Origin of the sequence: Haloarcula sp. CBA1115, assembly GCF_000827835.1 — an archaeon.
Taxonomy (GTDB): Archaea; Halobacteriota; Halobacteria; order Halobacteriales; family Haloarculaceae; genus Haloarcula; species Haloarcula hispanica.
Window position 1 is genome coordinate 3,364,305 of sequence record NZ_CP010529.1, and the last position, 13,429, is coordinate 3,377,733.

The following is a 13,429-nucleotide window of genomic DNA, read 5'->3' on the forward strand; positions in this document are numbered from 1 at the left end:
TATAACGGAGTCCACAAGCAAACCCTCGGACATGGCTCGCACGCGAGCACATGTATTCGTCTCCGGTCGTGTCCAGGGCGTCTATTACAGAGCGACCACGCGGGAGCGCGCACAGGACCAGGGGGTCGACGGGTGGGTCCGGAACCTCGACGACGGGCGCGTCGAAGCGGTGTTCGAGGGCCCCGAGGACGACGTAGAAGCGATGGTCGAGTTCTGCCACGAGGGGAGCGAACGCGCGAACGTAACCGACGTCGAAGTCGAGTTTGAGGAGCCGGAGGGTATCAACGGCTTCGAGGTCCGCTGGTAAGCCGCCGTCCCGTAGAGTTACTTCACTGGCGGGCGAACCCGCGGGTATGCTCACCGGCTCCGAAATGGGTGTCGTCGATGAGAACGCCGCGGCGCTCGGCGTCCCGCGCAAACAGCTGATGGAGTCGTCCGGGCACGCCGTCGCACGGGCGGTCCGTACCCTCGCTGACCCCGGCGACCAAGTCACCATCGTCGCTGGTCGAGGGAACAACGGCGGAGACGCGCTCGTCACCGCCCGCTTTCTCGACGAGTACGACCTCCGCGTCCTTTTGTTGGGCCGCCCGGACGCAATCTCGACGACGATTGCCAGGGAGAACTGGGATGCCCTCCAGCACGCCGAGTATCCGACGAAACCAGTCAAAGATTCCTCGGCCTTCGACCTTGGGAGCCCTGACGTCGTCGTCGACGCGATGCTAGGAACGGGAATCGCCGGTGCCCTCCGGGAACCGGAGGCAACGGCCGCCACGGCGATGAACGAGAGCGACGCGATCGTCCTCTCTGTGGACGTCCCGTCGGGCCTCGACGCCGAAACGGGGCGGCTAGCCGAGAACGCCGTCGACGCCGACCACGTCGTCACGTTTCACGACACCAAACCCGGTCTGGCGGACCTCGACGTCCCGGTCACAGTCGCCGACATCGGCATCCCCGACGCCGCGGAGTTGTTCATCGAGCGCGGTGATCTCACCCGCCTCGAACGGGACCCAGCGAGCCACAAAGGCGACAACGGCGAGGTGCTGGTCGTCGGCGGCGGCCCGTACACCGGCGCGCCGGCGCTCACGGCCCAGGCCGCCCTCAGAGGCGGGGCCGACCTCGTTCGAGTCGCCTGCCCGGCAGTCGTCGCGCGGGAAATCCAGTCCTACAGCGAGAACCTCATCCTCAGACCGTTCGACGGGGACCACCTCGCGCCACCCCACGTCGACAACCTCGCCGAACTGGCGGCAGAGCACGACACGCTGATCGTCGGGCCGGGACTCGGGAACGCCGACGCGACGCTGGAAGCGGTCGGGGACCTGCTGTCAGGATTCGAGGGGACGGCTGTCGTCGACGCCGACGCTCTTTCCGTGGTTCCGGACATCGAAACGGACGCGGACCTCGTCTGTACGCCCCACCAGGGCGAGCTTCTCGGGATGGGCGGCGAGACGTCCGAGGACTGGCGGGAGCGGGCGGACCTCGTGGAGTCCTTCGCATCGGAGGTCGACCAGACACTGCTGGTCAAAGGCCCGTACGACATCGTCTCCGACGGCGAGCGAACCCGCGTCGGCCGGACGGGCAATCCGGGGATGACGGTCGGCGGCACCGGCGACGTGCTCGCGGGCGTGACGGGGGCGCTCGCCTGCGTTCAGGAGCCGCTCGACGCGGCCGCCATCGCCGCCTACACCGTCGGCACGGTCGGCGACCGGGTCGTCGACGACCGCGGCTACGGATTGGTCGCAACGGACCTGCTAGACGAGATACCGAGCGTACTGTGGCAGCGGGAAGCAGAAGCGTAGCGTCCGCAGTCAGGCCGACGCACCGACCAGCTCCCCGGCTTTCGCTCGGGACTGCTCGATGATCGCGGGCCGCGCCTCGAACTCGATAACCACCTGGTCGCCGTAGTCGACCGTCTCCACGCTGGCGTGGTCGTGAATCCACGAGACGAGGCTCATCGTGTCGTCGGTCATCGGGAGCACGAGTCGCTCGCGTTCGTAGTCCGGCAGTTCGTGGTCGATGCGGTCCGCCAGGTCGTCGATGTTGAGCCCCTGCTTGGCGCTGACGGCGACGGGGTTCGGAGCCAGCGACGAGAGCGCGTCTTTCTTGCGGCGGACCTCTTCATCATCGACCATGTCGGTCTTGTTGAGGACTGTGACGATGGGCGCTTCGTTGCGCTCGTACAGCGTGTCGTGGCTCGTCACCAGTTTCTCCCGGATTTCCTCGACCGACTCGGAGACATCGACGACGAGCAAGACCAGATCGGCGTGGTACACCGACCCGAGCGTCGATTTGAACGATTCGACGAGCCAGTGCGGGAGGTCCTGAATGAACCCGACGGTGTCGGTGACCAGCACCTCGCGCTTGCCGACCGCCGCGCGGCGGGTGGTCGTGCCAAGCGTCGTGAACAGACGGTCCTCGCTCTCGGCCGTGGTATCGAGGTCGGGATGCAAGTCGTCGTTCTCATCGACGTCGAGGTCGTCGGCGAGGCGGCGCAGGAGCGTCGACTTCCCGGCGTTGGTGTAGCCGGCCAGCGCGACGAGGTCGAAGCCGGACTCGCGGCGCTGCTCCCGGCGGTGTCGCTCGGTCTCCTCGATGGATTCCAGTTCGTCCCGGATGTTGGCGATCTGCTTTTTGATGTCCTCTTCGCGGGACTCGTCGTACTCGCCGAGCCCCATGAACCCCGGCCGCTCGTCGCGTTTGGCCAGGCTCGCCTTGGCCTCGGCGCGCGGGAGTTCGTAGCGCAGTTCCGCGAGTTCGACCTGGAGTTGGGCTTTTCGCGTCTGGGCCCGCTGGCCGAAGATTTCGAGGATGAGCCGGAAGCGGTCGATGACGCGCACCCGCTCGGGGAGCTCGTTCCCGATGTTGTACGTCTGGTACGGGCCGAGCTGATTGTCGAAGATCACGACGGCGGCCCCTTCGCGAGCGACCGCGTTGCTCAATCGCGTTACCTTCCCCTCGCCGAGGTGGTACGCCGGGTCCTCCGTTCTGGTCTGTGTGATCTCGTCGACAACCTCGTAGCCGGCCGCCCGGGCAAGGTCCCGGATTTCCGTCGTGTCGGCGGTGCCACTGTCGACGCGCTTCGCGATAACCGCTCGTTTCGTGGTGTGTGTCGCCGTCACTCGTTGGAAAACTACGGCGTCCGATTATTTAACCCCCCGGGAGGGGACTCACACTCTTCCGGGGGTCGGCGGTTGGACGGTAAAATGGCAGATACTGAGCGATTCCTGCAGCCGGCTGGCGAAACTAACGACTTCGATACCCGCTCGAAGGCTGAAATGCAGCCAGCAAAGCGGTAGCGGTCAGTCCGGCTTATTCGAGGTCGAAGCGGTCGAGCTTCATGACCTTGTTCCATGTGTCCACGAAGTCGTGGACGAGCTTCTCCTCCGCGTCGGCCGAGCCGTAGACTTCCGAGATGGCCCGGAGCCGGTCGTTCGAGCCGAAGACGAGGTCGATGCGTGTGGCTTCCCACTTGACCTCGCCGGTATCACGGTCGAGCCCCTTGTAGACGTGTTCGGAGTCCGACGCCGGCTCCCACTCCGTGCCCATGTCGAGCAGGTTCACGAAGAAGTCGTTGGTCAGTGTCCCCGGCTCGTCGGTGAAGACGCCGAGGTCGGTGTCCCCGTAGTTCGCACCGATCGAGCGCATCCCGCCGATCAGGGCCGTCAGTTCCGACGCCGTCAGGTTCAGCAGGTCCGCGTTGTCGACCAGCACTTCCTCGGCCGGTCGCGTGATGTCGTCCTGGATGTAGTTTCGAGCCCCGTCGACCTTCGGCTTGAGAGCGTCGAAGGAGGCGGCGTCGGTGTGTTCCGGTCCCGCATCGACGCGGCCGGGTTCGAACGGGATCTCGACGTCGTAGCCGGCGTTCGCTGCCGCCTGTTCTACGGCCGCGTTGCCGCCCAGCACAATCAGGTCGGCAAGCGAGACCTGCGTCCCGTCGGAGCGCGAGTCGTTGAATTCCGTCTGGATGTTTTCGAGCGTCCCCAGGACCGTCTCTAGCTGCTCGGGCTCGTTGACTTCCCAGTTTTTCTGGGGTTCGAGTCGGAGACGAGCGCCATTAGCGCCGCCGCGCTTGTCGCTGTCGCGGTAGGTCGATGCCGACGCCCACGCGGTCTTGACGAGCTGGGAGACAGAGAGGTCCGAATCGAGGATCTTTTCCTTGAGCTCGGTGACCTCCTCGTCCCCGATCAGGTCGTAGTCGGCGTCCGGGAGCGGGTCCTGCCAGATCATCTCTTCGTCAGGAACCTCCGGACCGAGGAACCGCTCAGGCGGCCCCATGTCGCGGTGGGTCAGCTTGTACCAGGCCTTCGCGAAGTTCATCCCGAACTCCATCGGGTTCTCCTGGAAGGTTTCCATGACCTCTCGGTAGTCCGGGTCTCGCTTCAGGGCGATGTCCGTCGTGAGCATCATCGGCGTCTGCTTTTCGTCTGGGTCGTGTGCGTCCGGCACGCTGTTTTTCAGCTCCTCGCTCGTGGGTGCCCACTGCCACGCGCCGCCAGGACCCTTCTCCGGCTCCCACTCGTAGTCGAGCAGGTTGTTGATGTATCCCATATCCCACTCGGTCGGCGACTGGGTCCACGGCCCTTCGATACCGCTCGTGATCATCTCGCCGCCTTTGCTGTTCCCGTTCTCGTTTTGCCAGCCGAGGCCCTGCTGCTCGATGGGGGCCGCTTCGGGCTCGGGACCGAGGTTCTCCTCGGGGTCGTCAGCGCCGTGGACTTTGCCGAACGTGTGTCCGCCGGCGATGAGCGCGGCCGTCTCCTTGTCGTTCATCGCCATCCGGTCGAACGTCTGCCGGATATTCTTCGCCGACGCTTCCGGATCAGGGTTGCCGTCCGGTCCTTCCGGATTCACGTAGATGAGGCCCATCACGGAGGCACCGAGCCCTTCTTCGATTTCGCCTGGCTCGTCGAAGCGCTCCTGGGTTTCCATCTCGTCTTCCGGCCCCCAGTTGACAGCCTTGTCCTCCTCAAAGGCGTCCTCGCGGCCGCCGGCGTAGCCGAACGTCTTGAATCCCATCGACTCGATGGCGACGTTCCCTGCGAGGATCATCAGGTCGGCCCATGAGATCTTTTTGCCGTACTTCTGCTTGATCGGCAGGAGCAGCCGTCGCGCCTTGTCGAGGTTCGCGTTGTCCGGCCAGCTGTTGATAGGTGCAAAGCGCTGTCGGCCGCCAGCCGCGCCACCGCGGCCGTCGGCGGTCCGGTACGTCCCGGCGCTGTGCCAAGCCATCCGGATGAACAGCGGGCCGTAGTGGCCGTAGTCGGCTGGCCACCAGTCCTGCGACGACGTCATCAGCTCTTCGAGATCCGACTTCACCGCTTCGAGGTCGAGTTTCTGGAACTCCTCCGCATAATCAAAGTCGTCCTCCATCGGACCGACATCACGGGCGTTCTGGTCGAGGATCTCCAGATTCAGCTTGTTTGGCCACCAGTCCTGATTAGATTTCGGTCGCTTCGAATGTCCACCTGCGGCACCGCTCATATCGGAATTCGGTGTTTCTGCCATCTTAACAGTAAGTAAGATTCGTCGGTAGCATACAAATCTTTGGATATGAGTAAAGAAATGGCATCGTGTGAAAAATATCGCCCCGAATTCTTTGGGACACCCCGGTAGCAACGACCCCCGTTCCTGTGGCGGAGGCTGTGTAAAAGGGAAAGCGCCAGAGGGAGCACAAAGGATTTAAAAACAGGCGGTCAGGTACGCTGTATGGGTGAGTTCGTACTCCAACTAGATGGGTTGGGCCTCCAGCAGATGGGCCTCGAATTCGGTGGCGGCGGCCTTATCGGCGGGATCATCGGGTTCGCCGCCAAGAAGGTCGCAAAGCTCATTGCCGTCATCATCGGCATCGAGCTGGCACTGTTCAAGTTCCTCGAGACGCGTGGCATCCTCCAGGTGAACTGGGACGCGATAGGCGGGGCCGCACAGAACGCGACCGGCACCGCCGGGAACGCGGCGTCGGCGCAACCGCCGTCCTGGGTCACGTCACTGCTCTCGGCGCTGCCGGTCAGCGCTGGTTTCACTGCCGGGTTCTTGGTCGGCTTCAAGAAAGGGTAACGCGACGCCGCGGCGTTAGCGCGTACTGATGTCGTCTTCGTCTTTGATTATCTGGGTTTCTGCCTCGCCGCTGGTGTGTTCGTTCACCACGTCGTAGAAGTCGTTCTGTAGGCCGGCCGGGAACGTCATGACGCCGACCCACGAGCCGTCGGACTGCCACTCCTCGCGTTCGAGGTCGCCGAACTGTCGGATCTGTGCCTGGGCGCTCCCAGCGTAGTCCGCGGGGACCTGCACGGCGACGGTGACCTCGTCGAACCGGATCGGAATGACCGGCCGGAGCGCATCGAGGGCGTCGTCGACCTGCGCCTCGACGGGTTCCATCGGGTCGACTCTGAAGTCCGTCTCTTCGAGCGCGGATTCGATGCGCTCCGGCGGGTGCGGCGCGTCGTCCATCTGTGGGTTGACCGCGTTGCGCGTGATCCGCTGGATGAGCTGTTTGTGCTTTTGTTCCTGCATCTCGCGGCGCTGGTCGGCCGTGATCTGTATCTCCCCCCGCTTGATGACTTCGGGGATGATGGCCATCGGATCAGTGGTGTCAAACACCTCTTCGAGCATATTCTCGGGCGGTCGGTCCCCCCGCGAGGCGTCCTCGAACACGTCCTCCGCGGCGATAACGTCCTCGAGGTCGCCGTCGAAGTCATCACGTTTTATCGCTAGCGCCGCGTCCGGATCCACCAGTACCTCGAACCGCTGGCCGTGGGATTCGAGGCGCGCCGTCACCGCCTCGTCAAGCGATATCATACCCGTCGGTAGCAGTGGGCCAGTTAAAGGCCTTACTGCGTGGTCGGACAGAAAAAGTCCAGTCGCCCGCGAGGGCTGTCGGAAGGGTTACTCTTCGGTGGCGTCTTCGCCTTCGTCGTCCGCGTCTTCACCGGTATCAAGGAGGTCGGCCTCCGCGAGGTGAGTCTCCTTCTCCTCGTCGGTCAGCTGGCCGAACGTCTCCGTTTCGACGTCGACCGTGGCGACGCCGATGCCTTCCGGCGTGAGCCCGTCCTCGTTGACCGACGCGAGAGCGGCCAGCGCGAGGTCGACGCCCTCGTCGAGGTCCATCCCCTCGTCGTAGTGCTCTTCGAGGTAATCCCGGATGTCGCCGCGGTCGGCACCGACAGCGAGGGCCTTCCACTCGTAGGGCGTCCCGGAGGGATCGGTCTCGAACAGACGCGGCTCGCCGTTGACGATGCCGCCGATGATGAGCGCGACGCCGAACGGGCGCGCGCCGCCGACCTGCGTGTACTGCTGGATGTAATCGGTGATTTCCTTGGTGAGGGTCTCGACGCCGACCGGCTCGCCGTAGCGCAGCTGGTTCACCTGCGCCTGGCGGCGGGCGAAGTCGATGAGCTGTCGGGCGTCGGCGACGTGGCCGGCCGAGGCGATGCCGATGTGGTCGTCGGCCTTGTGGATCTTCTCGACCGAGGAGCGCTCCATCAGCGGCGACCGGATGCGCTTGTCCACGGCGAGAACGACGCCGTCGCTCGTTCTGACGCCGATGCTTGCTGTGCCGCGTTTGACCGCTTCGCGGGCGTACTCGACCTGGTAGAGGCGTCCGTCCGGCGAGAAGATAGTAATCCCGCGGTCGTAGGCCTGCTGTTGATTTTGTCCCTGCATAGTTATCGGAAATCGAGTGCTGTCGCGCCGACGAACGCGCCGCCGGAGGCCGCTTCGACATCGTAGCGCGGAGGCCGAACAGTAGCGCTCCGGTCTGCGTTCTCGAACACGACGTGTCTCTGTTCAGTGGCTTCCGGCGGCCCGCGTATATACTTTTCTTCACAGGCACGCACAGTGCCGCTAATCCCCCGGACACGGACCCGAACCTCATCGCCGTCGACGCTGTCCAGACAGGTCAGTGCGGCCCGCGCTGGGTCTGTCTGGCCGCGTCTGGTCCGGACGATGGCCTCGGCCGTGCCGTCGTAGTCGTGGAACTGGAGGACGGTCATGTCCGTCTCGGCGCTGCCGGTGTCGCCCAGCAGGTTCTGGGCGGCGTACCACACCGCCCGCTGGAACGCCCGACGGTCCAGCGACGCTGTCGGCCACGTCTCGATACCGACGGCCAGATAGCGCCACCGGGGCCGGAGATGCTTCGGGAGGTGTTTCATACGCCAGCGTTGGGGCGGAGGACAATGAGCAGTGTGGTGTGGCGATCGGTCAGGATGTCGATAGTGGGGCTACTGCCCGTCATCGTTGACGGCGTCTACGTCGCCTTCCAGTCGGACGCCCGGTTCGATGACGGCGTCGCTCTGGCGCTCGCGGTTGCGCTCCGCGACCCGCTCCCACTCTGCCAGGCCCTTTCGGAGGGTATCAGCGTCGAAGCCGATGGTCTCCCCGACCGCGATGAGATCCCGCGGTGCGCGAATCTGGAGATGGTTACTCGGCGATGCCGAGACGACGAACGGTGCGCCGGCGTCCTCGACCAGTTCCCTGAGCTTCCGCAGTTCTTTGATGGCTCGGACGCGAGTGCCGCCGGAGGCCCGGAGCACCGGGCCGAAGTCGAACTCGACGCGGACGCCGTTGTCGGCCGCCGCGTTCGCCAGAACGTGGTTGAAATCGCCGTCCTCGCGCATCGGGTGGGCGAGCACGTCGACGGTCGGTTGCTCGACAGCGAACCGATTGATGCGGCGGTCGCCGCCGTGGACGACGACGACCGTCCGGTCGCTCCGGTAGTTCCCGACGAAACCGCTCGCCCGCGAGGGGTCGTCTGCCCGGACCTCGACGCCGGCGGCGACGTCGATGTCGTAGGCGTCACTGATGGCCTCAGCGTCGTAGTCCGCCTGCGCGTCGCCGTGGTTCCTGACGACGATGCCGTCGTAGCCCGAGTCGGCGGCCGTCAGCGCGTGCCGGGCGACGGTGCTGTCGCCGTCGGGATGGGCGTAGACGGCCTCGTACATCACAACTCCTCTAGGAGTTCACGAGCGTTTTCGACGGCCTTCTCCCGCTTTGCGGGGTAGGCCTCGACTTTCGCCCGGAGCGTGATGCCGTCGCCGCGTTCGACGCTCCCCCCGAACGCGGCCTGTTTGTCGAAGGTGAGAAAGAACGAACAGTTGTCGTCGACCCGGTCGTCCAGTTCCGCACGCACTGCGTCGATATCCGGCGCTGACGCGACCTGCGTGAGTACGTGCCGGATATCGTCAGCGTTCTCGACGCGAGCCGAGAGGACGACGATCCGGTCGCCGTAGTGCCCCTCGCTTTGTGCGCGCTCGATAGGGTAGTCCTCAGGCAGGAACGTTCGGAGCGCTCCCTCGACACGCTTGTCGTCCTCTGTCGCATAACAGAATGTCCGGAGGTCGACGTAGTGGAACGGAACCGACGACATTGAAGCCCTACTCGTCCTCGGCGGCTTCGAGGTTGTCTTCGGGGACGCCCTGCTCCTGTCCGTCCTCGAAGGAGACCGTGTAGTTGGCGTCGCCGAACATCGTCTCGACGACCTGCGTGATGGTGCCTTCCTCGCCGTCGTAGTCGCTGTGCTCGTCGTGGAGAATAACGCTGTCGTCCTCTTCGAATGCCATACTGGGCGGTACTCGGTGGCTCGTCAAAAAGGGACTGATTCAGGTTTGCTCGGCCCAGTCGCGGACGTGGTGGGAAAATGTCCCTGTGACACGGCCCAGATCTGACAATCAGGACCGCGACAAACCTCGATCAGCGCAAAGCCAGGGGTACGCTGATCAGGGCTGACCGATCTTGGTGTTCCCTGTCGCTTCCGTTGCGAAAGGCATGGCCATGATTAGACTTGTCTAAATATTTTCTTAGATAGATAGAATTAAGTGTCAGATCATTCTACAGTCACATGCGTTCCATCAACCACGGAACGCAAAGGCGTACAGATCGAGTGGGTAGAACAATCCGTCAGGTCGTCGAAACAGCCAATGAGTTCCTGCTACACGGGAGCGTGGCTATCCTTGTTCGGGCCTCTTCCCGTGTTTCGCTTCGAATGAGCCGGACCAGATATGTATCCGCGTTTGCAAGCTCTCCACCAGTGTCAGTGGCACAACGGATTCGGTTTCGAAACCCCCCTGAGATACGCCACGGCAGCCGATACGTCACAACAACTGTTATGGGACTCTCTCGACTAACCATCGACATGATCAGTCCACCGCTCTCCCCCGTCAAGACGGTTGTTTCGTCGAGGTGTCAGACACAGATAGGACACAGATGACGAGCGTCGACGACCTGTGGTACCTCTCCGACGGGGCGTGTCAGACCGCCGAGCAGACGTATCACCAGCTCCGGGAGCAGTACAGCGGCTACATCGAGTTCACGCGCCACCGTAACGTCCCGCGGAATCGGTTCCGGGACGTGGCCGCTGTTGCTCGGGACCACGGCGCACCGTACGGGGCGCACACGCTCGCCTACCGGCCCACCGGTGAACTCCTGCTCGTCCGCCACGAGGGCGTCGACATGTGGGTACTGCCCGGCGGCGAACTCGATGCCGGTGAATCCCTGCAGGAGGCCGCACTGCGGGAGTTAGGCGAGGAAAGCGGCATCGAAGCGGCCATCGAGGGACTGGGGCTGCTCGGACGGGTCGAGTTCTACTGTGACGGGAACATGGCCTGGGGCGTGCTGCCGGTGTACGAGGCGCGAGCGGAGACGACCGACATCGCAGTCAATGACCCAGATCATGAAATCAGTGAAGCCCGGTGGTTCGACGAACTGCCGGCCGATACGCGCGACCGCGAAGAGATTCTGCAGTGGCGCGGGCGGCGGTTCGGCGGCGGGGCGTAATCCGCTGAAACTGCACGGGTTACTCCGGGCCGAACGACTGGCCTTCGCGAGCGTCGGCGTTCATCCGCCGGATGGTCGCGCGAGCGTTGCTGGCGTCGTAGCCGAACAGCACGGTTTCGGCGTACTCTTCGGCCACTTCGACGGCCTTCGAGAGGTCGTCGACGTCCACGTCGACGGCGTACAGTTCGATGCTGAACGGGGTCGAGAGACGGTCCTGCCAGCCCTTTGCGAGAATCTCCAGCCAGTAGGTCGTCGAGTACGCCATGTCGTAGATGGGGACGACGAACTCGTCGACGAACTCGGCGATGTCGTCGACGGCGACGCCGGAGCGGGCTTCGAGGTGGCCGGGATAAGGGTCGGGATACAGCGTGAGGTACATCTCGCCGGGCACGCGCTCGCGAGCCTCGGCGACGAACTCCGTGATGACGTTACTGCGCCAGGCCGACCAGTCCTCGAACTCGCTGTCGGCAAAGCGTTGCTCACAGCGATCACAGTGACAGTACTCGTCCCGGGGGAAGCCCACGTCGTCGAGGCGGACGTCCTCGTTGACGGCGGCGGCCTCCTCGATGATGTCGAGCAGGCCCTCGCGGTAGCGGTCGTGGGTCGGGCAGACGTACGTCCAGTCGAAGTACGGCTGGTTCCGGGTCGCCGGTGTCCCCTCGTCGTCGAACGCGAGCAGGTCCTCCTCGCTCTCGACTGCGTTGTCGCCGAAACAGGACACCATGTTCACCGCGCCGGCAATCGGTTCGACAGCGCGGCCGGTCACGTCCTTGACCTCGTAGAACGCCCGGTCGAACTCGGACCACTCCGTCTCCTCCTCGTTACGGGTGACGACGCCGTACATACACGCTGGTACGGCGGTTCGCCGGGTAAGAGTTCGGAAAGCGACGGCGCTGTCGCTGACAGCGCAGAGACCGAGAGAATACTGCCGGCCATCGGGATACCCCACCCCATACGACGCCGTTGAGGACCAGTAGGCAGGGCGGCCGACAGTAGATTCAGAGGGCGATACAGTCGATTCGCGCAGCCTTACCGCTTGACGTAGTACGCGAGGGCAAGTGCCATGACCGCGACGAGGGCGATGACTTTCTTTGACATCGTTTCAATAAACGAACACCGATTATAAAGAACTACCGCCGTGCTAATCGTCAGCACTCCCCTCTGTATCAGCGGGCATATCGGCGTCAGAGCCGGGGATATCGGCCCCGTCGTGGGTACCGACCGGCGGTCGGTTTACCGCTGCCGCTGACGAGTCTTCGAGGGGAGTCCGGTCGTCAGCGTCGGCCTCGATCGATTCCATGTCGCCGTCTTCTCGCGCGTCCTGGTCGATCCGCATCGAACAGAACTCAACGCCGCACATCGAGCAAAAGCGCGCCTCTTTGTAGTTGTCACCGGGGAGCGTCTGGTCGTGGTACTCGCGGGCGCGGTCGGGGTCTAACGCCAGGTCGAACTGTTCGCGCCAGTCGAAGGCGTACCGGGCTTCAGAGAGCGCGTCGTCCCAGTCTCGCGCCCCCTCGCGCCCGTTTGCCACGTCGGCGGCGTGGGCGGCGATGCGATAGGCCGCAAGCCCGTCCCGCACGTCGGACTGCTCCGGGAGGCCGAGATGCTCTTTGGGCGTGACGTAGCAGAGCATCGCCGCACCAGCACGGCCCGCCTCCGTCGCGCCGATGGCGCTCGTGATGTGGTCGTATCCCGGCGCAACGTCGGTCACGAGCGGGCCGAGGACGTAGAAGGGCGCGCCGTCACAGACCTCCTGCTGACGTTCGACTTGCTCGGCGACCTGATCCATCGGGACGTGGCCCGGCCCTTCGACCATCACCTGCACGTCGTGCTCCCAGGCGGTCCGCGTGAGTTCCCCGAGCGTGTCCAGTTCGGCGAACTGCGCGTCGTCGCCGGCGTCGGCGAGACAGCCCGGCCGGAGGCCATCGCCGAGGCTGAAGGTCACGTCGTACTCGCGGAATATCTCGCAGATGGCCTCGAATTTCGTGTACAGCGGGTTCTCCATGCCGTTCTCCTCGATCCACTGGGCGAGGATAGAGCCGCCCCGGGAGACGATGCCCGTCTTCCGGCCGTCGGTCAGCGGCAGGTGTTCCATCCGGACGCCGGCGTGGATGGTCATGTAGTCGACGCCCTGCTTCGCTTGCTTCTCGATGACGTCGAGCAGCAGTTCGTGGGTAATCTCGCTCGGGTCGCTGGCGCGCTTGACCGCCTCGTAGATGGGAACTGTTCCGATGGGGACCGGCGAATGCCGGACGTTGGCCGACCGTATCTCGTCGAGGTTATTCCCTGTCGAGAGGTCCATCACCGTGTCCGCGCCATAGTGGACAGCGGTGTGGAGCTTCTCCAGTTCGCCCTCGATGTCGCTCGTCTCCTCGCTGTTGCCGATGTTTGCGTTGACCTTCGTCGCAAACTCCCGGCCGATAATCATCGGGTCCAGTGAGTCGTGACCGACGTTTGCGGGAATCACCGCCTGTCCATCGGCGACTTGCTGCCGGACGAACTCCGGTTCGACACCTTCGCGCTCTGCGACTCGCGCCATCGCCTCGGTGACGGTTCCGTTCCGGGCCGCTGCTAGCTGCGTCATAATCACTAGGTTATACTACTTGGTTATAAAGCTGCGGTGATCGGTCGCGGTAAAGAGACCCTGTCAATACTGGGACCGACC

General features: G+C 64.2%; 14 protein-coding genes. 4 read left to right on the forward strand and 10 right to left on the reverse strand.

Features of this window, described 5'->3' with window-relative positions; translation table 11 throughout:
• Positions 1–31 precede the first annotated feature (31 nt).
• Together SG26_RS16730 and SG26_RS16735 are read left to right on the forward strand one after the other, a co-directional pair.
• On the forward strand, positions 32–307 hold the full coding sequence (locus tag SG26_RS16730) for an acylphosphatase (RefSeq protein WP_165353752.1): 276 nt from the start codon (positions 32–34) through the stop codon (positions 305–307).
• Between the two features lie 46 nt (positions 308–353).
• Positions 354–1,796 carry a bifunctional ADP-dependent NAD(P)H-hydrate dehydratase/NAD(P)H-hydrate epimerase gene (locus SG26_RS16735; protein ID WP_050038186.1) on the forward strand — a complete coding sequence of 481 codons (1,443 nt, stop codon included), beginning with the start codon at positions 354–356 and terminating at the stop codon, positions 1,794–1,796.
• Positions 1,797–1,805: 9 nt separating this feature from the next.
• Here the strand turns inward: SG26_RS16735 and hflX are convergent, their stop codons facing one another.
• Positions 1,806–3,116 carry a GTPase HflX gene (gene hflX / locus SG26_RS16740; protein ID WP_014040575.1) on the reverse strand — a complete coding sequence of 437 codons (1,311 nt, stop codon included), beginning with the start codon at positions 3,114–3,116 and terminating at the stop codon, positions 1,806–1,808.
• Between the two features lie 190 nt (positions 3,117–3,306).
• Entirely contained in the window at positions 3,307–5,502 is a 2,196-nt protein-coding gene (gene katG, locus SG26_RS16745; protein ID WP_050038187.1) for a catalase/peroxidase HPI, read from the reverse strand.
• Between the two features lie 201 nt (positions 5,503–5,703).
• On the opposite strand from katG, the gene SG26_RS16750 reads away from it, so the two are divergent.
• The gene (locus SG26_RS16750) at positions 5,704–6,051 is read left to right on the forward strand and encodes an FUN14 domain-containing protein (RefSeq protein ID WP_008308823.1); all 348 of its coding nucleotides are present in this window, start codon (positions 5,704–5,706) and stop codon (positions 6,049–6,051) included.
• Positions 6,052–6,066: 15 nt separating this feature from the next.
• Here the strand turns inward: SG26_RS16750 and SG26_RS16755 are convergent, their stop codons facing one another.
• From SG26_RS16755 to SG26_RS16780, 6 genes are all read right to left on the reverse strand, one after another.
• Positions 6,067–6,792, reverse strand: a complete 726-nt coding sequence (locus tag SG26_RS16755; protein ID WP_014040578.1) for a ribosome assembly factor SBDS — start codon at positions 6,790–6,792, stop codon at positions 6,067–6,069.
• Between the two features lie 87 nt (positions 6,793–6,879).
• A complete protein-coding gene (gene psmA / locus SG26_RS16760; protein WP_014040579.1) occupies positions 6,880–7,656 on the reverse strand; it encodes an archaeal proteasome endopeptidase complex subunit alpha in 777 nt (258 codons plus the stop codon).
• A 2-nt stretch (positions 7,657–7,658) separates the two neighbouring features.
• The gene (locus SG26_RS16765) at positions 7,659–8,144 is read right to left on the reverse strand and encodes an Rpp14/Pop5 family protein (RefSeq protein WP_014040580.1); all 486 of its coding nucleotides are present in this window, start codon (positions 8,142–8,144) and stop codon (positions 7,659–7,661) included.
• Between the two features lie 69 nt (positions 8,145–8,213).
• Positions 8,214–8,933 (reverse strand): RNase P subunit p30 family protein, encoded by a 720-nt coding sequence (locus SG26_RS16770; protein WP_050038188.1) that lies wholly within the window; start codon positions 8,931–8,933, stop codon positions 8,214–8,216.
• A complete protein-coding gene (locus SG26_RS16775) occupies positions 8,933–9,358 on the reverse strand; it encodes an RNA-binding protein (RefSeq protein WP_050038189.1) in 426 nt (141 codons plus the stop codon). The genes SG26_RS16770 and SG26_RS16775 overlap by 1 nt, the downstream gene beginning before the upstream one ends.
• A 7-nt stretch (positions 9,359–9,365) precedes the next feature.
• On the reverse strand, positions 9,366–9,551 hold the full coding sequence (locus SG26_RS16780; RefSeq protein ID WP_004515500.1) for a hypothetical protein: 186 nt from the start codon (positions 9,549–9,551) through the stop codon (positions 9,366–9,368).
• A gap of 643 nt (positions 9,552–10,194) precedes the next feature.
• On the opposite strand from SG26_RS16780, the gene SG26_RS16785 reads away from it, so the two are divergent.
• Positions 10,195–10,764, forward strand: a complete 570-nt coding sequence (locus SG26_RS16785) for an NUDIX hydrolase (protein ID WP_044951872.1) — start codon at positions 10,195–10,197, stop codon at positions 10,762–10,764.
• A gap of 19 nt (positions 10,765–10,783) precedes the next feature.
• Here SG26_RS16785 and SG26_RS16790 read toward each other — a convergent pair whose 3' ends face one another.
• Positions 10,784–11,608: a hypothetical protein gene (locus tag SG26_RS16790; RefSeq protein ID WP_014040585.1), complete on the reverse strand. Its 825-nt coding sequence runs from the start codon at positions 11,606–11,608 to the stop codon at positions 10,784–10,786.
• 297 nt (positions 11,609–11,905) lie between these two features.
• The gene (gene thiC, locus SG26_RS16795; RefSeq protein WP_050038190.1) at positions 11,906–13,348 is read right to left on the reverse strand and encodes a phosphomethylpyrimidine synthase ThiC; all 1,443 of its coding nucleotides are present in this window, start codon (positions 13,346–13,348) and stop codon (positions 11,906–11,908) included.
• Positions 13,349–13,429 lie beyond the last annotated feature (81 nt).

Excerpts from the sequence above, each read along its gene's own strand:
- SG26_RS16780 (WP_004515500.1), bottom strand. The coding sequence starts at position 9,551 with ATGGCATTCGAAGAGGACGACAGCGTTATTCTCCACGACGAGCACAGC.
- SG26_RS16770 (WP_050038188.1), bottom strand. The coding sequence starts at position 8,933 with ATGTACGAGGCCGTCTACGCCCATCCCGACGGCGACAGCACCGTCGCC.
- SG26_RS16775 (WP_050038189.1), bottom strand. The coding sequence starts at position 9,358 with ATGTCGTCGGTTCCGTTCCACTACGTCGACCTCCGGACATTCTGTTAT.
- SG26_RS16785 (WP_044951872.1), top strand. The coding sequence starts at position 10,195 with ATGACGAGCGTCGACGACCTGTGGTACCTCTCCGACGGGGCGTGTCAG.
- SG26_RS16730 (WP_165353752.1), top strand. The coding sequence starts at position 32 with ATGGCTCGCACGCGAGCACATGTATTCGTCTCCGGTCGTGTCCAGGGC.
- thiC (WP_050038190.1), bottom strand. The coding sequence starts at position 13,348 with ATGACGCAGCTAGCAGCGGCCCGGAACGGAACCGTCACCGAGGCGATG.
- SG26_RS16790 (WP_014040585.1), bottom strand. The coding sequence starts at position 11,608 with ATGTACGGCGTCGTCACCCGTAACGAGGAGGAGACGGAGTGGTCCGAG.
- SG26_RS16735 (WP_050038186.1), top strand. The coding sequence starts at position 354 with ATGCTCACCGGCTCCGAAATGGGTGTCGTCGATGAGAACGCCGCGGCG.
- psmA (WP_014040579.1), bottom strand. The coding sequence starts at position 7,656 with ATGCAGGGACAAAATCAACAGCAGGCCTACGACCGCGGGATTACTATC.
- SG26_RS16755 (WP_014040578.1), bottom strand. The coding sequence starts at position 6,792 with ATGATATCGCTTGACGAGGCGGTGACGGCGCGCCTCGAATCCCACGGC.
- SG26_RS16750 (WP_008308823.1), top strand. The coding sequence starts at position 5,704 with ATGGGTGAGTTCGTACTCCAACTAGATGGGTTGGGCCTCCAGCAGATG.
- SG26_RS16765 (WP_014040580.1), bottom strand. The coding sequence starts at position 8,144 with ATGAAACACCTCCCGAAGCATCTCCGGCCCCGGTGGCGCTATCTGGCC.
- katG (WP_050038187.1), bottom strand. The coding sequence starts at position 5,502 with ATGGCAGAAACACCGAATTCCGATATGAGCGGTGCCGCAGGTGGACAT.